Source organism: Erwinia sp. L03-1 (assembly GCF_058686115.1).
In genome coordinates this window covers 1,675,281-1,697,859 of record NZ_CM178762.1, presented here as the reverse complement: position 1 = coordinate 1,697,859, position 22,579 = coordinate 1,675,281, and the positions used below count along the sequence as shown (strand labels likewise).

Here is a 22,579-nt window from a genome sequence, read left to right as displayed (position 1 = left end):
CCGCTGAGCTATCCTGTCGGCTGCCTGAGCTAAATCATTTTCGGCTATACCCGAAGGCGGCAGTGAGCATAAAGCGGGCGTAACATAAAATAGCCCGCCCTGAGGAAAATGCATAACATATTGATTTAAATCAATAATTTCGAAAAAAGAAAATTTATGCAGCAAAAGGCGTACTGCGCGCGAGGCAGATCATGAAGATGACTCATGTTGCAGTGAAATTAAATCACTTCCACTCGTCCAGTGTTGATGGCATAAAATATGCATTATTGATTATCAACAATATAAAGACCACTGAATGAGAAAACCGGAAAAGGACGCTGGGAAATAGCGAAGAAATAATAAAAATTCAGGTTTTTATATCAGACATTAGGATCACAGATTATGACGAATAACGATTTCACCTTTGCTGTAAAAAGCATTAATTTTGATGAAAACTATAACCCATCAGAAAGTACGCGCATCACGACCAACTTTGCTAATTTAGCCAGAGGCGAAAAACGTCAGGAGAACCTGCGCAATGCTCTGGCGATGATTGACAATCGCTTCAACACGCTGGCGCATTGGGATAACCCGAAAGGGGATCGTTATTCGGTAGAGCTTGAAATCGTTTCTGTTGAGATGGATGTTGAGGGCAAGGGTAATACCTTCCCGGTGATTGAAATACTGAAGACGAATATCGTCGATAAAAAGACCAATGAACGCATTGAAGGTATTGTCGGCAATAATTTTTCCTCTTACGTGCGGGATTATGACTTTAGCGTCGTACTGTTAGAGCACAACAGGGATAAATCCACCTTCAGCACGCCGGATAATTTTGGCGACTTGCACGGAAAGCTATTTAAATGCTTTGTTAACTCAGCGACTTACAAAGAGAACTTTACTAAAGCGCCGGTGATATGCCTGAGCGTTTCCAGCAAAAATGTCTATCACCGGACGGATTATCAGCATCCTGTCCTGGGCGTTGAATACCAGCAAAATGAACCCTCCATGACCGATCACTACTTCAATAAAATGGGGTTACAGGCACGCTATTTTATGCCAGCAAACAGCGTTGCACCTTTAGCTTTCTATTTTGCGGGTGATTTGACGGGCGATTATACCGATCTTGAGCTTATCAGCACCATCAGTACGATGGAGACGTTCCAAAAGATTTACCGACCTGAGATTTACAATGCGCATGCTGTTGCAGGAAAAGCGTATCAGCCGAATTTGGATCAGCAGGATTATGCATTAACCAAAATTGTTTATGATCGAGAAGAGCGTAGCCGGTTAGCTATTGAGCAGGGTAAGTTTACTGAAGAGCACTTCATTAAACCTTATCGAACTATTCTTGAGCAGTGGTCTGCTAATTACGTTCTTTGATTAACTAAAAATACAAGGCATCTGTTATGAAAATATTGTTACCTACGTCGACCGCGGGCAGTTTACCTAAACCCTCCTGGCTTGCGCAGCCTGAGACGCTGTGGTCACCCTGGAAATTGCAGGGTCAGGAACTGATTGATGGCAAACAGGATGCTCTGCGTTTGTGTCTGGAAGATCAGCTGCAGGCCGGTATCGATATTGTCAGTGATGGCGAGCAAACGCGCCAACATTTTGTCACCACCTTTATCGAGCATCTCAGCGGCGTGGATTTCGAGAAGCGTGAGATCGTGAAAATCCGTAATCGCTATGATGCGAGTGTCCCAACGGTTGTGGGGCCGGTGAGTCGCCAAAAGCCCGTTTTCGTGGAAGATGCCCGTTTTTTACGTCAGCAAACCGATAAACCCATTAAGTGGGCGCTGCCCGGTCCCATGACGATGATTGATACGCTGTATGATAGCCACTATAAAAGTCGCGAAAAACTCGCCTGGGAATTCGCTAAAATTCTCAATCAGGAAGCCAAAGAACTTGAGGCGGCCGGCGTTGATATTATCCAGTTTGATGAACCTGCCTTTAACGTATTTTTCGATGAGGTGAATGACTGGGGGATTGCCGCATTAGAGAGAGCCATCGAAGGGCTTAAGTGTGAAACCGCCGTACATATTTGCTATGGCTACGGCATCAAGGCCAATACGGACTGGAAAAAGACGCTGGGTTCAGAGTGGCGGCAATATGAAGAGATTTTCCCTAAGCTGCAGGCCTCTGATATTGATATTATCTCGCTGGAATGTCAAAACTCGCATGTTCCAATGGAGCTGATTGAACTTATCCGCGGTAAAAAAGTGATGGTTGGGGCGATTGACGTGGCAACCAATACCATTGAAACCCCCGAGGAGGTCGCCAATACCCTGCGCAAGGCGCTTCAGTTTGTCGATGCCGACAAGCTCTATCCGTCAACTAACTGTGGCATGATCCCGCTCTCCCGTCAGGTTGCGAAAGGCAAGCTCAATGCGTTAAGCGCAGGGGCAGAAATCGTTCGCAGAGAACTGCTGGCTAAATAACCTGGCCCTGTCGCGGCAAGGTTAAGTGAATTACCCGCTCGCTCCGATGGTCCGCCGTAAGGCAGGCGATCGGAGTAAGCTTTCCTGCCGCGCCAGTTGCTCGTTCTTCTCTTTTACAAGCCGACCTGCGAAAGCGACGATCTCCTCACTCGTTTTACCGGACAGCTCGCCTTTAAATTCACTTATCTTTTCCCGGGAGCCAGGATTCACGCTTTTGAAATCGTCAGAATTCGTCGGGTTCACCCGGCAGCGATTCTGATAATTCCTGCCCCTCAACGCCCGCATAGGTAATTAACAGCCCGGCAGGTTCATCGGTGGTGTAGCCACGATGAGCGCTGTTAACCGTTTCGTTGATTACCTGCCCGGCGTAGAAGGTATGGCGTTCACCGCTCTCTTTATCCTCAACGGTCAGCGAGCCGGAGACCAGATAGGCAATATTAGGCATGGGATGAATATGCCAGGGTAATGAAGTGTGAGCCGGAAGCGAGAGCTTTATCATTGAGAGCTGAGGCTTGCCAGCCGGATAGGGGTCATAAGGCTGCCCATTCCATGCGCCGTTACACGCCAGCAGCACCTCGCTTTTAATCTGATCGGTATTATTCTGCGGTGCGTTATCGCTGCTCATTCTTTTCTCCTGTTTATTACTGGCCTGAATCAAATAATAACGCAAAGTGACCAGTGAAATATTTTTTGTCATTATGTGGTAATTCATCTAAACCTAATAAAGGTCTAGTTAATAACGCCCGAAAAATCAATGCGCTTCATTCAGGCTGAGCATTAATATGCTTTACCCCCTCTGTTTTAAATCCCGGTATTAAGGAGTCGCTGTTGAACAGAAGAAATTTCATTATTAGCGGACTCGCTGCGGCGGCGCTGGCGCGTCAAAGCCTGGCGGCAGTGAAGTCAGCCTCCCCACTTGAGGTCGCGGTTACCTCCCCCTGGCTGACCAACGGCGCGGCGGTCTCCTCGCAGGGAACAATATTTATTAACCTGCCGCGTTTTAAAGGCCATGAAAACTCCCCTGCGCTGGCGAAGGTCACATTAAACGGCCCGGTGCCCTTCCCCGGTAACGCCTGGAACCAGTGGCGGGCGGGCGACAGCGGCGTGGACCAGCTGGTGAATATTAATGCGGTGCATATATTCAATGATGACCTGGTATGGGTGGTTGATCAGGGGGCACCTGAGGATGGCACTCCCGCGCCGGGCGCGGCGAAGCTGGTCGCCTTTGAAATCGCCACCGGACGCGTCAGCAAAATCGTACGCTTTGATGCACAAAGCCTGCCGCCGGGCGGTGCGCCCAACGATTTGCGGCTGTATGGCGACCTGATATTTGTCACCGATTCGGGCCTGGGCGGCATCATCATCCATAACCTGAAAACCGGGGTGACCAAAAGAAAACTTTCCGCTCTGCCCGAGCTGAAAAAGCCGCCGCAGCTGGCGCAAAAGGGGTTTGGCGGCCGCATCCTGAGCGATGAAAAGGGCAAACGGCCCGAGGTCGAGAGCGATATGCTGGAGGTCAGCCCCGACGGCAAATGGCTCTATTTCTCTACCCCCACCGGCCCGATGCGCCGCATTGCCACGCGCTACCTGCTGGATGATGCGCTGGATGGCGCGACCTTGCAGGGGCACATTGAAAAATACGCGGATATCCCCTCGATCGGCGGCACCGCGATGGATAGCCAGGGTAACTTTTATCTCTCCAACACCGAGAACCGTTCGGTCGAGCGGCTGCTGCCCGGCGGCAAACGCCAGGTGTTAATTCAGGATGACCGCCTGATCTCTGCCGACGCGCTGTTTATTGACCGCAGCCGGAATATCTATATTCCCGCGCCGCAGCTTGAATATCTCCCCTCCTCGAATCAGGGCGTCAACAAAACCGCCGCGCCCTGGTTTATCTATAAATTTCCGCTGCCCTAACGGCTGACGCGCTAGCGATGATTCAGGCGGCGGGACAGCCTGTCGCCAAATAGCAGAAGCAGCGTTACCAGCGCGACCAGCACCACTATCACCGTCAGCCAGGGCCTGCTGCTCACTGAAAATCACCTAAGCTGCGCGACACATTACGCAACCTGCTGGCGGCGCTGGGCAAACTGATTCTCCGGCTCAGCCAGCCCGAGGTTTTCACGCAGGGTCTTCCCTTCGTACTCCTGACGGTAGAGGCCGCGCGCCTGAAGCAGCGGGATCACCTGATCCACAAAGTCTTCAAAGGCACTCGGCGTGCCGCCGCGCACGATAAAGCCGTCGGCGGCCCCGTCGAGGAACCACTGCGCCAGGCCGTCCGCCACCTCTGCGGCAGTGCCGATAAAGCTGGGGCGCGGCGTTGCCTCCTCCAGCGCCACCTGACGCAGCGTCAGGCCCCGCTCGCGGGCGTAGCGCTTGATATTGTCAGTGGTGCTGCGGAAGCTGTTTTCCCCCAGCTCGCCAATCTGCGGGAAGGGTTCATCCAGCGCGTACTGGCTGAAATCATGGTGTTCAAAGTAGCGGCCAAGGTACTCCAGCGCCTTATCGATGGTGACCAGTTCGGCGGTCTGCTGATAGCGGCGTTCAGCCTCCTCTGGGGTGTTGCCGATAATTACGCTGATGCCCTGGAAAACGCGAATATCGTCGGCATTGCGCCCGCGCGCTTCCAGGCGGTGGCGAACGTCTTCGCGAAACGCTCTCGCCTGCTCCAGGCTGTTATGCCGGGTGTAGATGGCATCGGCCGCTTCGGCGGCGAAGGCTTTGCCCGCTTCCGATGCGCCCGCCTGGAAGATAACTGGCCTGCCCTGCGGTGAACGCCCCACGTTAAGCGGTCCCTGCACCGAGAAGTACTGCCCTTTATGGTTAAGGGTATGCAGCTTATCGGCCGCGAAGAATTCACCGCTGGCCTTGTCGCGCACGAACGCGTCTTTCTCCCAGGAGTCCCACAGCCCGGTCACCACGCGCAGATATTCACTGGCGACGCGGTAGCGCTCATCATGTTCAGGGTGCGCAGTGCGCGAGAAGTTTTTCGCCGAGCCCTCCAGCGGCGAGGTCACCACGTTCCAGCCTCCCCGACCGCCGCTCAGATGGTCCAGGCTGGCGAACTGTCGCGCCACGGTAAAAGGCTCGCTGTAAGAGGTGGAGAGCGTCCCCACCAGGCCGATGTTCCGGGTGACCAGCGCCAGCGCAGAGAGCAGCGTGACAGGTTCAAAGCGGTTCAGAAAGTGCGGAATCGACTGCGGCGTGATGTACAGGCCATCGGCGACAAACAGAAAGTCGATTTTCGCCTGTTCCGCCCTGCGCGCCAGTTCGATGACATAGTCCACGTTGATGCTGGCATCCGCGACCGCATCCGGGTGGCGCCATGCTGACATATTGCCGGAAACGCCCTGGATAATCGCGCCCAGCCGCAGCTGGCGTTGTGTCTGACTCATTCTGTACTCCTTACTGTGCGATTGTGGGGCGCAGACCGGGAAGGACCGGCAGCGCCTGTAACAGTTTTTGCGTCCACGGATGCTGGGGTGCGGTAAAGACCTGGCGCAGTTCGCCGCTCTCCACCACCTGACCGTTTTGCATTACCAGTACGCGGTCGGCGAGATGCTGGATCACGCCAAGATCGTGCGAGATAAACAGCAGCGCAGTGCCGTGCGCGGCCTGCATATCGGCCAGCAGATCGAGCACCTGCGCCTGTACCGAGACGTCGAGTGCGCTGACCGGCTCATCGGCCACCAGCAGCGCCGGATTGGGTGCAAAGGCGCGGGCGATAGCGACGCGCTGGCGCTGACCGCCTGAGAGTTGCTGCGGGTAGCGATTAAGGAAGCGGTCGCCGAGCTGTACCTCGTCCAGCAGCTGGCGTACCCGCTGGCGACGTGCGTCGCCGTAAATACCGATGCAGTCCAGGCTTTCACCAATGATTTTTTCCACCGTGTAGCGCGGATCAAAAGAGCTGTACGGGTCCTGCGCAATCAGCTGTAAACGCGCCCGTCGGTCGCGGCGCGCTTTCTCCGGGAGGTGATCCCATCGGCTCCCCTCCAGCAGCAGCGTACCGCTGTCCGGCTCGCTGATGCCCATCACCAGTTTGACCAGCGAGGTTTTGCCGGAGCCGGACTCCCCCACCACGCCGAGGGTTTCCCCGGCGTGCAGGGTAAAGTTGATGTTATTCAGCACCTGCCGCTCACCGTAAGCCTTATGCAGCCCGATCGCCTCCAGCAGCGGCGCCCCGCCAGGCTGGGGTCGCGTCGGCAGAGGCACCGGTTCGGCTGAACTGAGGCGCAGACCGCGCGTGGCGGGTGTCGGCACTGCACGCAGCAGCCGCTGCGTCCAGGCATGCTGCGGCTGGCTGAGCAGCGGCCCGCAGTGGCCCTGCTCCACCACTTCGCCATCGCGCATCACCAGCACGCGATCCGCCAGCGCCGAGACCACCGCCAGATCGTGACTGATCAGCAGCAGCGCCTGGCCGTCGCGCTGTCGCTGCGCCAGCAGCTGGAGGATTTGCCGCTGTACCGTCATATCCAGCGCCGTGGTCGGCTCATCAGCGATCAGCAGCGCCGGACTGCCCGCCAGGGCGGTGGCAATCAGCGCGCGCTGGCGCTGGCCGCCGGAAAGCTGATGGGGATAGCGATCGAGGCGGCTTTCGGCATCGTCAATGCCCGCCGCCTGGAGCAGGGCCACGCTTTTCTCCCGCAGCGGGGCGCCCGGCCGGTAGCCGGAGGCGGTTAGCGCATCGGCCAGCTGCTGCCCAATACGCCGCAGCGGATCGAGCGAGACCAGCGCATCCTGTAGCACATAGCCGATGCGACGCCCGCGCAGCGCCTGCCAGTCGCGACGGCTGGCCTGCAACATGTCGCACCCGTCGATAACAAAGCGATCGGCACTGAAGGTGGCCCCCTCCGGCAGCAGCCCCAGCAGGCTGCGCGCCGTGAGGGTTTTGCCGGAGCCGGACTCGCCAACCAGCGCCACGGATTCGCCCGGCCACACCTGTAGACTGAGGTTTTTCACCACCTGCTGAGGGCCAAAGCGGATAGAGAGGTTGCGAATATCAATTACCGGCTGACTCATTGCGACCTCCCGGCAAAGCGCGTCTGCCAGTAGCGGCCCAGCGTGCTCACCGCCACCACCGTCAGGGTGATAAACACCCCCGGCCAGGCGGCGATCCACCAGGCGTTGCGCAGGTAGTTACGCCCTTCCGCCAGCATCAGCCCCCATTCGGCGGTAGGCGGCTGCGGCCCCATGCCGAGAAAGCTCAGCCCGGCGGTGCCGATAATGACGGTGCCCAGCCCGAGCGTCGCCAGCGCCGGAACCTGCGCCATCGCGTGGGGCAGAATATGCCGCACCGTTAGCCGGAAGCGCGACAGGCCAAAGGTGCGGGCCTGTTCAACGTAGCCGGAGGTCATCACGCTGCGCGTCTGCACCCGCACCACGCGGGCAAAGCGCGGCACCGACGCCACACCCAGCGCAATAATCAGGTTAGCGGTGCCGGGACCGGTAAAGGCGATCAGCATCAGCGCCAGCAGCAGGTCGGGAAACGCCGAGATAACGTCTACCGCGCGGCTCAGCAGCTCATCGATCACGCCGCGCGCCAGCGCCGCGCTCAGCCCCAGCAGCGTGCCGAAGATCACCGCCAGCGCCATCGCCGCCACGCTTATCAGCAGCGAGTAGCGGCTGCCATAGATAATCCGCGTCAGCAGGTCGCGCCCCAGCTGATCGGTCCCCAGCCAGTGCTGCGCCGAAGGGGGTAGCTGGGCGTTAACCGGGTCGGCCAGCAGCGGATCGCCGTGCGTCAGCCACTCAGGCGCCACCACGGCCAGCGCAACCAGCAGCAGAAACAGGCTGGCGCTCCAGACGGAGGCGGGCAGCGTCGGGGAGAAACGTGCGGAGAGAGCTTTCATCATCGGCTCTCCTCCCGCAGGCGTGGGTCGAGCCACAGCGCCAGAATATCCACCAGCGTGCTCATCACCACGTAGATCAGCGCCGAAAGGATCGCTACCGCCAGCACCACCGGCAGATCCTTCGCCAGCACCGCATCCACCGTCAGCTTGCCCAGACCCGGACGGCCAAACACCTGCTCGGTGATCACCGCCCCGCTCAGCAGGCCGCCCACCAGCCAGCCGGTCAGGGTGACGACCGGCAGGGCGGCATGGCGCAGAGCGTGACGCAGGCGAATCGTGGTTTCGCCCACGCCCCACGCGCGCAGCGTCAGGGTAAAGGGTGCCGCCAGCGCGCTTTCAAGCTCGCGCCGCAGCACCTGTGCCAGCACCGCACCCTGGGCCAGCCCAAGCGACAGCGCGGGCAGCACCAGCGAAGAGAGATGCCGGTCGCCCGCCACCGGGAACCAGCGCAGGCTAAAACTGAAGATAAACAGCAGCACGATGCCCAGCCAGAACGACGGCGTGGAAGCCAGCAGCAGCTCCAGCCCGCCTGCCACGCGGCGACCCCAGCGGCGGTTTGCCGTCGCGACTGCCATTACCACGGCGAAGAGGATGCTGACCAGCAGCGCCGCCGCGGTCAGCTTCAGCGTCGGCCACAGCTGAGTGGTCAGCAGCTGGCTTACTTCGGTATTCAGGACGTAAGAGCGGCCAAAATCGCCGTGCACCGCGCGCCACAGATAGTGCAGATACTGCCACGCCAGCGGCTCATTTAGCCCCCATTCACTGCGGATAGCCGCCTCAATGGCCGGCGTGCGCGCCTGTTCACCAATCAGCAGGCTGACCGTATCGCCCGGTGCCAGATGGATGCCAAGAAACGCCAGCGTCACCGCTGCCCACAGCACCAGCACGCCGCCGGAGAGACGCCCGGCGATACGACGCACCAACAGGCTGCGCCACAGCGCGGGACGCGGCGCGCGCGGCGGGTGGGTTAAGATGCTCTCAAGACTCATGCTGGCCTCTCCCGGTTAGTGTTCGCTCAGCCAGATGTCGTAGCTATTTTCCGGCATCTGCTTAAAGCTGCGGAAACCGACGCCGTGGACATAGCTGGCCGCCGCAATCTGATCTTCCGGCTCATAGAGCGGCACCGCCAGCGCCTGCTTAATGAGTGCGTATTGCTGAAGATCGCTGTAGTTCTGCCGCTGCTGCGCCGCATCGAGCGTCGCCGCCGCGCGGTCCAGCCAGCCATTGATCTCCGTGCTGTTGACGCGGCTGTAGTTGATTGCCCCACCCGCGTTGACCGGGCGATAGTGATTTTCAATATCAATGCCGTCGGTATCGGTGTTCGAGTTGGCTATCGAGCCAAATTTTCCGCTGTTGCGTACCTCAACGTAGGTGCCTGCATCGACGTAGCGCAACTTAAGCTCCACGCCAAGACGCTGCCGCGCCTGAGCCTGAAGCGCCTGAAGCAGCACGTCGCGCTGATCGCGCACCGTCGCCTGGGCCTGGATCACCTCGATGCTCAGCCGCTGACCGTTTTTGCTGCGAAAGCCCTGGCTGTCGCGCATGGTCCAGCCTGCCTCATCCAGCAGTGAGTTAGCGAGCGCGGGCTGGTTGCCATATTTGCCCTCCAGATCCTTGTTATAGAGCGGATCAACGGGTGAGGTGATGCCCCAGGCGCGGGTGCGCTCACCGCGATAGACCGATTTCAGGATCGGATCGATATCCAGCCCCTGTAGCAGCGCCTGGCGCACTTTCAGCTCGCGGGTCGGGCCGTAGTCGACGTTCAGGAACAGCGAGTAAGGGGTTCCGGTGTTAAGCGCATGCTGATAGGTAAAGTCGGCGTTATCCTTAAATTCCCCGGCATCGTTGCCGGATATCCCTTCAATCACGTCGACCTGTCCCGAAAGCAGCGCGCCGGTGCGCACCGAAGACTCCGGCAGAAAGCGATAGGTCACGCTGTCGAGATAGGCCGGTCCCTGATGCTGTGCAGTGGCCGGTGCCCAGTGATAGTTCGGGTTGCGCACGAAGGTCGCCTGCTGGCCTTTCTCATAGCTTTCGAGGATAAACGGCCCGGTGCCGGCAATCTCCGTACCTCCCGACCTGAGCTGCGATGAATGCCAGCTGGCGGGGGCCAGGATCGGTAATTTCGCGGCGAAGGCGAGAAACGGGGCAAAGCCCTGTTTCAGCGTAATGGTCACGCTGTGGTCATCCGGCGTGTCGATGCGGGCAATGCGCACGCCCATCGCGCACAGGCTGCTGCCGGCACAGTATTGTGCATCCTGCAAATGGTGGAAATTTTCAGCTACCGCACTGGCGGTCAGTTTTTCGCCGTTGGAAAAGGTGACGTCGGGGCGCAGGGTGAAGGTGAAGCTTTTGCCGTCCGGCGAGGCCTGATAGCCCTGTGCCAGCCAGGGAACGTAGCTGCCGTCCGGGCGGCGCGCCAGCAGCGATTCCCAGACGTTGCGCAGCACCACTTCCGCCTTCGACTGGCCGTTAAGCTGCGGGTTAAACGGAACGGGCTCAGTCTCGACGCCCCAGGTCAGGCTGCCGCCACGGTGAGGCTGTGCGGCGGCAAGGGCAGAGACACTGCCCAGCAGGCAGGTAAAACTCAGCGCAAGGGCGAGCGAATTCACTTTCATATTATTCCCGGTCGTTGCAGGTGTTATTTTTAAGGCCCTGAATCAGGCAGGCTGTATAATTTCAGCGACCTCTGGGGACGCAATGGCGATAAACTCTTTTTTCAGAAAAACCAGTTCCTCGCCTAATTTATTGGTGCGATAACAGAAAGGCTGGTAGCCACGACGTAAATAAAGTTCGCTAAGCCAGGGATGCTTAATGGCCGTGGCTAAATAGACGCCCGGTGCTTTTAGCGTCTCCTGCAATAAACGGCGTTCGGCCCAGTCAATTATTTTTCGGCCATAGCCCTGACCCTTATAATCCGGGTCGACGGCAAACCAGTGAATAAACGGCAGTGCCGCAGGCGCGCTGGCGTCCTGCGCCCAGGGCAGGCGCACGGTTACGGTGGCGACCGCACGCTGCCATTTGCGCAATACCAGCACCGTCTCCTGCTCGATGGTGGCGCGTACCTCGGCCACCGTCCCCTGCGTTATGGTAAAATGGATATTCTCACGCAGCAGTGATGCATAGGCGCGTTGTAATAAAGCGAATATTTCTTCCGCGTCGTCGGGTTTTGCCACCTGAACAGATTGACTCATAGCTGCCGCTTCCTGAATTCATCACCGCTAAATTATTAGAATTCGGCGAAATGAATGTAAACCGACAATAATGACAATCGTTTTGTTGAATATGGGAATAAACGCCTGCCCGGGACCGGTCAGGCGGCATCTACCCCGCTGGCTGCGACGGTGGCAATAGGGTCGCGCTGGCTCTGATTCACGCTGGACTCTCCTGCGGGGCTTGCGGGTATGCCGGACATTCACGGCAGGCAGCAGAAAAAGCGGCATAAACAGCCCCTGTCTGTATGCAGAGTAATAAGCGAGCCGGGTTTTACAAGGGACAGCAGGGGATTCTGTGATCGCCTGCAAAGCGTGGCGTGTTAGCTAAGCAGCTGCATCAGCGCGGCGATCATCGGCTGCATCTCTTCGGGCGTCGCGCCCGTTTTCCCCAGCACCCGCATTCCCTGCTGGAGCGTGAGCAGCAGCTTAGCGATAACGGCCGCCTCCAATCCGCTGTGCAGCGAACCGTCGCGCTGCGCTTCCGCCGCCAGTTCGCAGAGCTGCGCTTCACGTTTGCGATGCTGCGCCGCAATGCGCCCGGCGATCTCTTCATCGGCCACGGCCAGCTCAGCGGCGGTTTCAACCACCATGCAGCCCGTCCGACCCGCCGCCCCGGTACTGTCCCGGGCATAGTGCTGCAACAGCGCCTCGATTTTGTTACGGCCGCTGCTTTGCTCCGCCAGGCAGGTGCGGATTGCCTCCGCCCGCAGCAGCATATAGCGGTCCAGCGCCGCCAGAAACAGCCCGCGCTTGTCGCCCCAGGCCTTATAGATGCTGCCGGACGTCAGCCCCAGCGCGCCATTGAGATCCGAGATGGACGAGCCATGGTAGCCATATTCGCTAAAGCGAATGATGGCCTTATCCAGTACCGCGTCCCCGTCAAATTCACGGGGACGGCCAGGGCGAAGAGTCAGTGCGGTTTTCGTATTCATGCGAATCATTATAGAGAACGCTCGTTTCCGAAGGAACAGGTTCCGGCTAAGTAATCCGTCGGCAACACCATCCCGTCAACGTTGGGATAGTCTGCCAGCCGCTCTGCGGTGTAATGGGATGGACCCGTTTCCCCTTCAGGCCGCATTAATCAATGACGATATTCATGCGGGCGGCCAGGCGCAGGAGGATCTCAAGCGTCTTTCGGTCATGAATAACAGCCCGGGTTTCCACTATCGCCAGCGCGCCGTGTTGAATGCGATCGCCAAAGAACACCCAGGCATTGCCCTGATGCTGACGTGATGGCCACTCCAGCCCCTGAATATCCGTATGCTGCTGATAAATGTGTTCAGCCCACTCCCGGGTAAAGGCATATTCATCGGCCTCACAGTGGATCAGCTTCTTACCGACGCGCATTTTCACCACCGAGGTGTGATCTATACGAGCCACGACCAGATCCTGCTGGAGGATAAGCTCGCTGTGGCTTTTATCGATCAGGTTTTTCTGCTCAAAGACGATCTTGCTTTGTGAGACGTCGACATCATGAAAGAGGACTTCACAGATGGCGACCGCGGTGCTTTCACCGGCGTAGAGGGTGGGGATAACGCGCTGCGTGACGCTGTTGCCGATTGGGCTGAAACGCGCATCGCCGTTAAGCGTATTATTAAAGCCGTTTCCCTGATAGAGGGAGGGATGGAGCCGAAACAGATGCATCCCTGCATCAAGGGTTTTCCTTTCAATCTCCAGGTTGCCATGGGGTTTGGGAAAGGGTGTGGACAGACCCTTTTTAGCCATGCTGGATGCCATCCTTAGCCGCCAGGGCTGCGCGTATAACCTGAACTTTGTCGCGGGTTAGCAGATCCTTTGGCTCCTGCCCGCCCAGCCAGCTGTTACCGCTGCTGAACCAGTATGCCAGCGACCAGCCACTTTTCTCATCGCCAAAAATATCCAGTATCTCTTTTACCACCGGCAGCGGCTGATAAGCATCGTCAAGACAGTACCGGGGATACAGGTTTTTCCCCCGCCACGAGATAGCAAAGATTTTGTTTCGACGCTTCCAGGTATTCGGTCCGGCGCTGCGGTTTTTGTTTTCAAACCCCACGGCATCAGAAAGCTGGCTGGCATCCAGCCACTCGGTTTCCGCGACGATCTGGTTTCTCAGGTTCTCCTTACGCTGGTTATTCTCAGCGCGATACTCCTCAAACCCGGCAAAAATATCAAAGGCGGCGTCTTGCTTCGCGTCAGGGGTCGCCTTGACCTCGCCCTCTTTCACGCTGGCAAAGGCATTGCTCAGCCCCAGCGAGGCCAGGAAGGCGTTAGTTTTATCTTTAACACCCTTTTCATCCGGCAGTTGCGCGTCAGGCTTACGCCCGGAACGGTTCCTTACCGGGATAACCAGGTATTGCACGTCAGTATCGGTTTCAAGCATCCGCATAGCGCGCGCATCCACCAGTACGGGCCACTGATAGCGCACGGTCGGCGCGACCCTCTTCTCTTTCGCTGGCATAACCCACTCCTGATAGACTGATGATGTTGTGTATATTGAGTATATAGCATACTTTTTAAACATCAAGCGAGGCGTGTAGGTGGTGAGCCAGGAATGGGCGAGCCGTTCCGGCGGCTGGCGTACAGTCTGAAATTCCCCCTCTGAGCCGGTATCCGTCAGGCGTTTCTGACTGTTATCGGCTAACATACTGTAAAGCCACCAATTAAGAGCGGGACAAAACCATGACTCAGCCTGTTGCTCCGCAGGGCCTTAGCGTTAATGAGGCGCTGGATAAACTCGATTCACTCTATGAACAGGCGGTAACCGCGCTGCGCGAGGCGATTATTGACTACGTCAGCAGCGGCACGCTGCCGGATGAGGCGCAGCGTGCCAGCGGACTGTTTGTCTACCCCGAACTGCGCGTCAGCTGGCACGGCGACGGCCCCGGACACCGGCTGTCGCGCGCCTTTGGCCGCTTTACCCAGCCAGGCCGCTATACCACCACCGTCACCCGTCCGGCGCTGTTTCGTCACTATCTGACCGAACAGCTGGAAATGCTGGCCAGCGAATACCCGATCACGCTTGACGTTCGCCCCTCACAGCAGGAGATCCCCTACCCCTATGTGATTGATGGCTCCAGTATGGCGCTGGATCGATCCATGAGCGCCGGGCTGGCCAGACACTTCCCGAATACCGAGCTGGCACAGATCGGTGATGAAAATGCCGATGGCCTCTATCAGCCCGGCGAACAGTTTCCGCTGTCGCATTTCGATGCGCTGCGCACCGACTTTTCACTGGCCCGGCTGCGCCACTATACCGGTACGCCGGTAGAACACTTCCAGCCGTGGGTGCTGTTTACCAACTACACGCGCTACGTGGACGAATTTGTGCGCTGGAGCTGCGAGCAGATTGCCGACCCGAACTCTCCCTATGAGGCGCTCTCCTGCGCGGGTACGGTTTACCTGACCGCCGACACGCCGAACCCTCAGGAGACGCTCTCCGGCCTTGCCTGGAAGAATCATCAGATGCCCGCCTGGCACCTGATTGCGAAGGAGGGTAAAGGAATTACGCTGATCAATATTGGCGTTGGCCCGTCTAACGCCAAGACCATCTGCGACCATCTGGCGGTGCTGCGCCCGCATGCCTGGCTGATGATCGGCCACTGCGGCGGGCTGCGCGAGAGCCAGAGCATGGGCGATTACGTGCTGGCCCACGCCTACCTGCGCGACGACCACGTTCTTGATGCGGTGCTGCCGCCGGATATCCCGATCCCCAGCATTGCCGAAGTGCAGCGCGCGCTGTACGACGCTACCCGGCACGTCAGCGGCAGGCCGGGCGAAGAAGTTAAGCAGCGGCTGCGCACCGGCACGGTAGTGACCACCGACGACCGCAACTGGGAGCTGCGCTATGCGGCCTCGGCGCGGCGCTTTAACCTCAGCCGCGCGGTGGCGGTGGATATGGAGAGCGCAACGATCGCCGCCCAGGGCTATCGCTTCCGCGTGCCTTACGGCACGCTGCTTTGCGTCTCCGATAAGCCGATTCACGGCGAGATCAAACTGCCGGGCCAGGCGAATCGCTTCTATGAGGGCGCCATCTCAGAGCACTTACAGATCGGTATCTACGCTATCGATCTGCTGCGCGCCGAGGGTGACAAGCTGCACTCCCGCAAGCTGCGCACCTTCAACGAACCGCCCTTCCGCTAACGGCGCTCAGGGCGGCTGGCTGTCGCCCTGATGATCGCGGTGCCGATCCGACTTTACGTCGGGCGGCGTCCCCTATACGCCGCCAAGATAAGCGCTGCGTACCGCCGGATCCATCAGCAGCGCCTGCCCGCTGCCGCTTAGCTGGATCTGGCCGTTAACCATCACGTAGCCACGATCGGAGAGCTTCAGCGCGTGGCTGGCGTTCTGTTCCACCAGAAACAGCGTCATGCCTTCGCGGGTGAGATCGCGCAGTATCTGGAAAATCTGCTTTACCACAATCGGTGCCAGCCCCAGGCTCGGCTCATCCAGAAGCAGCAGTTTGGGTCGGCTCATCAGCGCGCGGGCTATCGCCAGCATCTGCTGTTCGCCGCCGGAGAGCGTCATCGCCCGCTGGGCGCGCCGCTCCTCCAGTCGGGGAAACAGCCCATACATTCGGGCCTTGTCGGCGTTCTGATAGCGGCTACCAATCGGGATAGTACCCATCAGCAGGTTCTCCTCTACCGTCATATCCGGGAATATCCGCCGCCCTTCCGGCGCCTGAGCAATACCGTTACTGGCGATAAAGTGGGTCGATTTGCGGCTGATATCTTCACCGCGATAGAGGATCTGACCGCCAGCAATCCGGGGCTGACCAAAGATCGACATCAGCAGCGTGGATTTTCCGGCCCCGTTCGCCCCAATCAGCGCTACCGTCTCCCCTTCGTTTACCGTCAGGGAAACGGCGTTCAGCGCCTGAATCTGGCCATAAAACACATCCACCTGGCGGAATTCGAGCAGCGTCTGACTCATGGATTGAGATCCTCTTCATCAGCACCCAGATAGGCGGCTATGACCCGCGTATCAGCCTGGATTTCACGCGGCGCGCCGCTGGCAATCACCTCGCCGTGGTCAAGCACAATCACCCGATCGGAGATCGCCATCACCATCCCCATATCATGCTCAATCAGCAGTACCGTTACGCCATGCTGCTGGCGCAAAAAGCGTACGATACGGGCGAGCGCCTCGGTTTCAATCGGATTCAGCCCGGCGGCGGGTTCATCAAGACAGATAATCTCTGGCCCGGTACACATGGCGCGCGCGATCTCCAGCCTGCGCTGCTGCCCATAAGAGAGGGTGCCCGCCAGCCGGTTTGCGCAATCCTCCAGCCCCACCACCTCCAGCCAGTAAAATGCCCGATCCAGCGCCTGGCTTTCCGCCTGACGATAGCCGGGGGTATTGAAGATACCGGCGATCAAATGGCGATTGGCCTGCATATGCTGCGCAACCAGCAGGTTTTCAATCACCGTCATCTCGCGAAACAGGCGGATATTCTGGAAGGTTCGCGCCAGGCCAGCGCGATTAACCAAATGCGCACCGCCAAACATTTTGTACCAGATGCGCGATCCCAGCCGCGCCGGATTAATCAGGTCGGCCGGACGGATTTTCTGACCCAGAACCTGGACCACATCGGTCAGCTTTGCCTGCGCGTTCAGCCGAATTGAACCCCCGGAAGCGCGGTAAAAACCGGTCAGGCAGTTAAATACCGTGGTCTTTCCGGCCCCGTTCGGGCCAATCAGGGCGGTTATCGACCCCCGCTCCACCTCAAGGCTGACGTCGTTTAGCGCTTTGATCCCGCCGAAGTGCATCTTCAGGTGCGACACCTGTAAAATCGCATTGCTCATGGCGCCTCCCCTTTGCGCACGGCTACGCCCGCCCGGCTGGTGCGCACCAGCCCGCGTGGTCGCCAGATCATCATCAGCACCATCAGGATGCCAAACAGCAGCACGCGATACTCTGCAAAGCTGCGCAGCAGCTCCGGTGCCACGGTCAGCACGAAGGCCGCCAGCACCACGCCGAGCGTTGATCCCATACCGCCCAACACCACAATGGCGAGGATCAGCGCCGACTCAAAAAAGGTAAAGGAGGTCGGGTTAACAAACCCCTGATAGCTGGCAAAAAATACTCCGGCAATACCGGCGGTAGAGGCACCGATCATAAACGCCGACAGCTTCACCAGTACGTGATTCAGCCCCAGCGACCGACAGGCAATTTCATCCTCCCGCAGCGCTTCCCAGGCACGACCAATCGGCATGCGCGTCAGCCGGTGCTTAATAAACAGCACCAGCAGCACCACCAGAATCAGCACCGTGTAGAGGAAGATAAACTTCAGGTTAGGGTTGAACGCAATATGCAGAAATTCATGGATCGGCGTACCGCCCTCCTTCGCCCGTCGGCCAAACTCCAGCCCGAAAAGCGTCGGGGCGGGAACGGAGACGCCGTTTGGTCCGCCGGTGAAACTTACCCAGTTGGTCAGCACCAGACGGATAATTTCACCAAACCCCAGGGTGACAATTGCCAGATAATCCCCGTGCATGCGCAGTACCGGGAACCCAAGCAGCGCGCCCGCCAGCGCCGCCATTAAAGCCCCCAGCGGCAGCACTGACCAGAACCCCAGCCCCAGATACTGGTAGCCCAGCGCCAGCCCGTAGGCTCCGATGGCATAAAAGGCCACGTAACCCAGGTCAAGCAACCCGGCCAGGCCCACCACAATATTCAGGCCCAGGCCCAGCAGCACGTAGATCAGCCCCAGGATCGCCACGGTCAGCAGATACTTTGTGGCAACAAACGGGAACAGCAGCGCCAGTACCAGCAGCAGCGGTAGTGCCCAGCGCAGCGGCGAGCGGTGGCTGGCCGGACGCACGTAGACGCCATCGTTTGTCCCTTCAAAGCGCATAACAAATTTACGTCCCGCCGCGCTTTGCAACAGCAGGCTGAGCAGCAGCCGACCCGCCATAACGATGGCGACCAGCAACGCCACGCGTCCCGGTGCAAGGGTGAAGCTGTAGCCTTTCAGGACAATCCCCACGATCGGACCAAATACCACCAGCGCGCAAAGACCGGCCAGCACGGACTCCGTCAGGATTTGCCTGACGGCCAGCCCTGGATGCATTGAAGCGTCTGACATGCTCATCCCCTTACACCTTAGCGACCAGTGGACGGCCCAGCAGCCCCTGAGGGCGGAATATCAGGATCGCCACCAGCAGAGCAAATGAGAACACATCCTTATAATCAGAGTTGACCAGCCCGGCGAACTGCGCTTCCGCCACCCCTAACAGCAGGCCGCCCAGCATAGCCCCCGGCAGCGATCCAATTCCGCCCAGCACCGCCGCGGTGAACGCCTTGATGCCGATAATAAATCCGGCATAAAAATCAAAGGTGCCATAGTTCATGGTGACCAGTACGCCAGCCAGCCCCGCCATCGCCGCACCGATGACAAACACCAGCGAGATAACCCGATCGGTATTTATTCCCAGGATGGCTGCCATACGGCGATCCTGCTGCGTGGCACGACAGATGCGCCCCAGCCGGGTGTACTGAATTATCCAGGTGAGAACCGCCATGCCGATAATGGCCGCCGCCAGAATAAAGACTTTGGTCCAGGTTATCTGCACCAGACCCTCGCCGACGTGCAGGCGCAGCACGCCGGTGAGCAGCGTCGGGATCCCCTGCTGGTTAGGACCCTGGCTAATCTGCACGTAGTTTTGCAGGATCAGCGACATACCAATGGCTGAAATCAGCGGGGCCAGCCGGGTGGAGTTGCGCAGCGGCCGGTAAGCAATGCGCTCAATCGCCCAGCCATAGACGCTGGTCACAACGATGGTAAACAGCAGCGTCCCGAAGATCAGCAGCGGAAAGGAGTGGATGCCAAAGTAAGAGAGCAGCGCCAGACCGATGGCGCAGAGATAGGCCGAGATCATATAGACCTCGCCGTGGGCGAAGTTAATCATGCCGATAATGCCGTACACCATGGTATAGCCGATGGCGATGAGGCCGTAGACGGCCCCCAGCGTCAGGCCATTGATCAGCTGTTGCAGAAAGAATGCTTCCATTTTAAAGGGTCTCGCCAAAGGCCAGGCCGCGCCGGAAATCTGTTCCAGCGCATCACCTGAAAGGGTGCCATATCCCGCCCTTTACGGGCGGAACGTTGATTGAAGCATTAATACCGCATCGCCTTAGCCTGCTCAGAGCGCGTGGTATTTACCCTTGTCATCCCACTGATAGACCACGTAATCAGAGACCTTCAGGTCGCCCTTGCCGTCCCATGACTTCGGCCCCATCACGGTGTCCACGCTGTGGCTTTTCAGCCATTCGCTGGCTTTTTCATTGTCTTTACCGGCGCCGTTGTAGGCCGCGGCGATGGCCTGAATGGATGCATAGGCGTAGAGGGTGTAACCTTCCGGCTCAAAACCCGAGGCGCGGAATTTATCAATTACCGCTTTACCGCTGGGCAGCGTGCGGGGATCCTTACCGAAGGTCATCAGCACGCCGTTGGTGTACTGCGGGCCGCCCGCTGCCGTGACCAGCTCCTCGGTGACCACGCAGTCGCCGGAGAAGAATTTCGCCTGCACGCCCTGCTCGCGCATCTGCCGTACCAGCGGCCCGGCCTCGGGGTGGCAGCCGCCAAAGTAGACGACGTCCGGCTTCAGGGAGCCGATTTTAGTGACCAGCGCATTAAAGTCCTTCTCGCCACGGGACAGCCCCTCATACAGCACTTCCTTCGTACCGCGCTTTTCCAGTGCGGCCTTCGTCGCATCCGCCAGGCCCTGGCCGTAGGTATCCTTATCGTGGATCACCGCGATTTTCTTCGCTTTCAGCACGTCCAGCATATAGTTTGCGGCAACGCCTCCCTGCTGGTCGTCCCGGCCACACATGCGAAACAGCGTTTTCATTCCGCGTTCGGTAATTTGCGGATTGGTGGAGCCCGGCGTAATGCTTAACACGCCCGCCTCGTCATACACTTCTGAGGCAGGCATGGTGGATGAGGAGCAGAAGTGGCCGACCACGGCAGAGACTTTTGACTGATCGACCAGGCGGTTTGCCACCGCTACCGCCTGCTTGGGTTCACAGGCGTCATCGCCCTGTACCAGGACAATTTTCTCTCCCTTAATACCGCCCGCAGCGTTGATATCCGCCGCCGCCTGCGATGCACCTTTCCAGTACTGCGCACCGTACGTGGCGTTAGGCCCGGTAAAGGGGCCTCCCACGCCAATCACCACATCCGCCTGAGCATAAAACGCCGTGCTCAGGCTGCTTGCCAACAAAACAGAAAGAGACAACCTGTTAAATTTAAAAGACATTGCGATAATCCTCAACGGTAAAAACCTTGAGCCACCGGGTGGCATGGGAGAGATCATTGTCATTATTTTCCCCTGCACAGGCATAAGCTGCGCCAGGGACGCTTTTATTAAGCAAAAAACCCGCCAGTCGTTAACAGCAGGCGCTTTTTATTGTCGATTGATGACCAGGCTCACACCGCAGTGACGTTCCAGCACCGAATTAACCCGCAGCGCGCAGCAAGCGCAGAGCCGGTGGGAATAACGTTGCCACTGCGTGGCGAAGGGAGAAATCCAGCATCCGTGCCGACCGCATAATCAACATAGTTGCACCTTTATCCGGGTGCGCACCCGGCTGGTGCAAAAGTGCGAGGAGGATCGCATGTGATGCAGCGGTTATGTGCGGGTTCGCATACTGTGGGTAAGCATGCGTTGATAAAAGGGTATAATTAATCATTTGCGGAGAGCAGGACAAGATTTGCGGAGAGCAGGACAAGGCAACACCTGTCGGGTTAAGTCAGGAGATAGCAGACCTGATGCCTGAAGCCGATTTGCTCATTCTTGCTGGAGCCGGCCACCATCCACCGACTGAAGCAGCGCAGTCCGTCACGGATGCGATTACTGAATTCCTGGGAATACGCCTACTATTAAAGTGAACACTTTTTGTTCGCCCCAATTCTTAATATCATGAATCGCGCGATGCCTTAAGTCGTCCGGGAGGATATGAAGACTGCTCAGTACGAAACCGGACAATAACGCTTTCGGCTCACACAGGCAGTGAGCAAAAGTATAAATATGATAACGTGTAATTTCATAAAGTCTGCTGAGGTGACGCTGTATGTTGAACGGGCTGAACCACATAACAATCGCTGTAAATGACGTTTCAAGAAGCTTTATTTTTTACTCCAAAACACTTGGTTTCACACCTAAGGCCAGATGGAGCCGTGGAGCTTACCTTTTTCTGGGTAATCTGTGGCTGTGCCTCTCTGCTGACTCAGTCGATAGACGAGAAGATTACACTCATTACGCATTCAGCATCCGAAGCGAAGATTTCGATGAGTTTGTTAATCACCTGAAATCCTCGGGCGTTACTGAGTGGAAAACAAACCAGAGCGAAGGAAAATCATTTTACTTTTTAGATCCCGATGGACATAAGCTGGAAGTGCATGCCGGCGATTTAAATAGCCGTCTTAATGCTTGCATGCAGCATCCTTATGAAAATATGGAGTTTTTCTAGCCCTGTACAACAGAGAGGGTCAGTGATAATCGGTGAACCTGAATATACCGTAATGGTCAACCATGACACTTGCGAACCAGTTCAATCCTGGATCTCTCCTCTAATATAAATTCCGCTCCTTGCTCGTAGCTAATCTAAGCGACTGTTGCTACGAGATTTTCCCCAGAAGCGGATAGCCTTCTAACGCTATTTCTTCTTATTCAGCATCGACTTTAAATCGGCAAAGGGACTGTAGGTGGCGGCCTCAACATCGTTTTGCGCATCCTCCCCTGCCACAACGGTACTGCCGTACTGGTCTGCTTCTGTGTACTTCGAGTGTTCGTGGTCATGGCAATACAGGCACAACAGCTCCCAGTTACTGCCGTCTGCTGGATTATTGGTATGGTCATGATCGATATGGTGAACCGTCAATTCCCGCAGGTTTGAATAAACAAACTCTCGCGAGCAGCGCCCACACACCCACGGATAGATTTTAAGCGCTTTCTCACGGTATCCGCTTTCCAAACGCGTGTAGTTTTTAGGGATCAGAGCCATTGACGATGTTACCTGTGATCAAGAAAATTTTCGTAGTGCACCAATATATCCCAAAATGACATTAAAGCGTCAGCGGATTTCGGTAAGCTCAGCAACCGCGGCGCGGCTGCAT

General features: G+C 57.7%; 22 protein-coding genes and 1 pseudogene. 6 read left to right on the top strand and 17 right to left on the bottom strand.

Features of this window, described 5'->3' with window-relative positions:
• Positions 1–381 precede the first annotated feature (381 nt).
• Both AC4PCC_RS07765 and AC4PCC_RS07760 read left to right on the top strand, forming a co-directional pair.
• On the top strand, positions 382–1,362 hold the full coding sequence (locus AC4PCC_RS07765; protein WP_492126967.1) for a DUF1852 domain-containing protein: 981 nt from the start codon (positions 382–384) through the stop codon (positions 1,360–1,362).
• A 26-nt stretch (positions 1,363–1,388) separates the two neighbouring features.
• On the top strand, positions 1,389–2,420 hold the full coding sequence (locus AC4PCC_RS07760) for a methionine synthase (RefSeq protein WP_492126966.1): 1,032 nt from the start codon (positions 1,389–1,391) through the stop codon (positions 2,418–2,420).
• Between the two features lie 223 nt (positions 2,421–2,643).
• Here the strand turns inward: AC4PCC_RS07760 and AC4PCC_RS07755 are convergent, their stop codons facing one another.
• Positions 2,644–3,045: a cupin domain-containing protein gene (locus tag AC4PCC_RS07755; protein ID WP_492126965.1), complete on the bottom strand. Its 402-nt coding sequence runs from the start codon at positions 3,043–3,045 to the stop codon at positions 2,644–2,646.
• Between the two features lie 203 nt (positions 3,046–3,248).
• On the opposite strand from AC4PCC_RS07755, the gene AC4PCC_RS07750 reads away from it, so the two are divergent.
• Complete coding sequence (locus AC4PCC_RS07750; protein WP_492126964.1) at positions 3,249–4,337, top strand: SMP-30/gluconolactonase/LRE family protein; 1,089 nt, start codon at positions 3,249–3,251, stop codon at positions 4,335–4,337.
• Between the two features lie 11 nt (positions 4,338–4,348).
• On the opposite strand, the pseudogene AC4PCC_RS07745 reads toward AC4PCC_RS07750, so the two are convergent.
• From AC4PCC_RS07745 to AC4PCC_RS07700, 10 genes and pseudogenes are all read right to left on the bottom strand, one after another.
• Positions 4,349–4,435, bottom strand: a pseudogene (locus AC4PCC_RS07745) (ABC transporter permease); the annotation flags it as partial.
• 45 nt (positions 4,436–4,480) lie between these two features.
• Positions 4,481–5,815, bottom strand: coding sequence for an LLM class flavin-dependent oxidoreductase (locus AC4PCC_RS07740; protein WP_492126963.1), 1,335 nt, complete (start codon positions 5,813–5,815; stop codon positions 4,481–4,483).
• A 10-nt stretch (positions 5,816–5,825) separates the two neighbouring features.
• Entirely contained in the window at positions 5,826–7,439 is a 1,614-nt protein-coding gene (locus AC4PCC_RS07735; RefSeq protein ID WP_492126962.1) for a dipeptide ABC transporter ATP-binding protein, read from the bottom strand.
• Positions 7,436–8,269 (bottom strand): ABC transporter permease, encoded by an 834-nt coding sequence (locus AC4PCC_RS07730; RefSeq protein ID WP_492127470.1) that lies wholly within the window; start codon positions 8,267–8,269, stop codon positions 7,436–7,438. The genes AC4PCC_RS07735 and AC4PCC_RS07730 overlap by 4 nt, the downstream gene beginning before the upstream one ends.
• On the bottom strand, positions 8,269–9,258 hold the full coding sequence (locus AC4PCC_RS07725) for an ABC transporter permease (RefSeq protein ID WP_345828037.1): 990 nt from the start codon (positions 9,256–9,258) through the stop codon (positions 8,269–8,271). Before AC4PCC_RS07725 ends, AC4PCC_RS07730 begins: the two co-directional genes overlap by 1 nt.
• Before the next feature lie 15 nt (positions 9,259–9,273).
• Entirely contained in the window at positions 9,274–10,887 is a 1,614-nt protein-coding gene (locus tag AC4PCC_RS07720; protein WP_492126961.1) for an ABC transporter substrate-binding protein, read from the bottom strand.
• A gap of 42 nt (positions 10,888–10,929) precedes the next feature.
• Positions 10,930–11,463 (bottom strand): GNAT family N-acetyltransferase, encoded by a 534-nt coding sequence (locus tag AC4PCC_RS07715; RefSeq protein WP_492126960.1) that lies wholly within the window; start codon positions 11,461–11,463, stop codon positions 10,930–10,932.
• 341 nt (positions 11,464–11,804) lie between these two features.
• Entirely contained in the window at positions 11,805–12,416 is a 612-nt protein-coding gene (locus AC4PCC_RS07710) for a TetR/AcrR family transcriptional regulator (RefSeq protein WP_492126959.1), read from the bottom strand.
• A gap of 145 nt (positions 12,417–12,561) precedes the next feature.
• The gene (locus AC4PCC_RS07705) at positions 12,562–13,209 is read right to left on the bottom strand and encodes an RES family NAD+ phosphorylase (RefSeq protein ID WP_492126958.1); all 648 of its coding nucleotides are present in this window, start codon (positions 13,207–13,209) and stop codon (positions 12,562–12,564) included.
• Positions 13,202–13,921 (bottom strand): integrase, encoded by a 720-nt coding sequence (locus AC4PCC_RS07700; RefSeq protein WP_492126957.1) that lies wholly within the window; start codon positions 13,919–13,921, stop codon positions 13,202–13,204. The genes AC4PCC_RS07705 and AC4PCC_RS07700 overlap by 8 nt, the downstream gene beginning before the upstream one ends.
• A 221-nt stretch (positions 13,922–14,142) precedes the next feature.
• Between AC4PCC_RS07700 and AC4PCC_RS07695 the strand changes: the two genes are divergently transcribed.
• Complete coding sequence (locus AC4PCC_RS07695; protein ID WP_492126956.1) at positions 14,143–15,603, top strand: AMP nucleosidase; 1,461 nt, start codon at positions 14,143–14,145, stop codon at positions 15,601–15,603.
• A 72-nt stretch (positions 15,604–15,675) separates the two neighbouring features.
• Here AC4PCC_RS07695 and AC4PCC_RS07690 read toward each other — a convergent pair whose 3' ends face one another.
• The 5 genes from AC4PCC_RS07690 to AC4PCC_RS07670 all read right to left on the bottom strand — a co-directional run bounded on the left by AC4PCC_RS07690 (position 15,676) and on the right by AC4PCC_RS07670 (position 20,720).
• Positions 15,676–16,392, bottom strand: a complete 717-nt coding sequence (locus AC4PCC_RS07690; protein ID WP_067707227.1) for an ABC transporter ATP-binding protein — start codon at positions 16,390–16,392, stop codon at positions 15,676–15,678.
• The gene (locus tag AC4PCC_RS07685) at positions 16,389–17,264 is read right to left on the bottom strand and encodes an ABC transporter ATP-binding protein (RefSeq protein ID WP_492126955.1); all 876 of its coding nucleotides are present in this window, start codon (positions 17,262–17,264) and stop codon (positions 16,389–16,391) included. Before AC4PCC_RS07685 ends, AC4PCC_RS07690 begins: the two co-directional genes overlap by 4 nt.
• Positions 17,261–18,547 carry a high-affinity branched-chain amino acid ABC transporter permease LivM gene (livM, locus tag AC4PCC_RS07680; protein ID WP_492126954.1) on the bottom strand — a complete coding sequence of 429 codons (1,287 nt, stop codon included), beginning with the start codon at positions 18,545–18,547 and terminating at the stop codon, positions 17,261–17,263. Before livM ends, AC4PCC_RS07685 begins: the two co-directional genes overlap by 4 nt.
• A 10-nt stretch (positions 18,548–18,557) precedes the next feature.
• Complete coding sequence (locus AC4PCC_RS07675; RefSeq protein WP_067707238.1) at positions 18,558–19,472, bottom strand: ABC transporter permease subunit; 915 nt, start codon at positions 19,470–19,472, stop codon at positions 18,558–18,560.
• Between the two features lie 132 nt (positions 19,473–19,604).
• A complete protein-coding gene (locus AC4PCC_RS07670) occupies positions 19,605–20,720 on the bottom strand; it encodes a branched-chain amino acid ABC transporter substrate-binding protein (protein ID WP_492126953.1) in 1,116 nt (371 codons plus the stop codon).
• Positions 20,721–21,232: 512 nt separating this feature from the next.
• Here AC4PCC_RS07670 and AC4PCC_RS07665 point away from each other — a divergent pair.
• Positions 21,233–21,352: a hypothetical protein gene (locus AC4PCC_RS07665; RefSeq protein ID WP_231877633.1), complete on the top strand. Its 120-nt coding sequence runs from the start codon at positions 21,233–21,235 to the stop codon at positions 21,350–21,352.
• Positions 21,353–21,534: 182 nt separating this feature from the next.
• Positions 21,535–21,933 (top strand): fosfomycin resistance glutathione transferase, encoded by a 399-nt coding sequence (gene fos, locus AC4PCC_RS07660; RefSeq protein WP_492126952.1) that lies wholly within the window; start codon positions 21,535–21,537, stop codon positions 21,931–21,933.
• 186 nt (positions 21,934–22,119) lie between these two features.
• Here fos and yajD read toward each other — a convergent pair whose 3' ends face one another.
• Positions 22,120–22,467 carry an HNH nuclease YajD gene (gene yajD, locus AC4PCC_RS07655; RefSeq protein WP_067707249.1) on the bottom strand — a complete coding sequence of 116 codons (348 nt, stop codon included), beginning with the start codon at positions 22,465–22,467 and terminating at the stop codon, positions 22,120–22,122.
• Between the last annotated feature and the right edge of the window lie 112 nt (positions 22,468–22,579).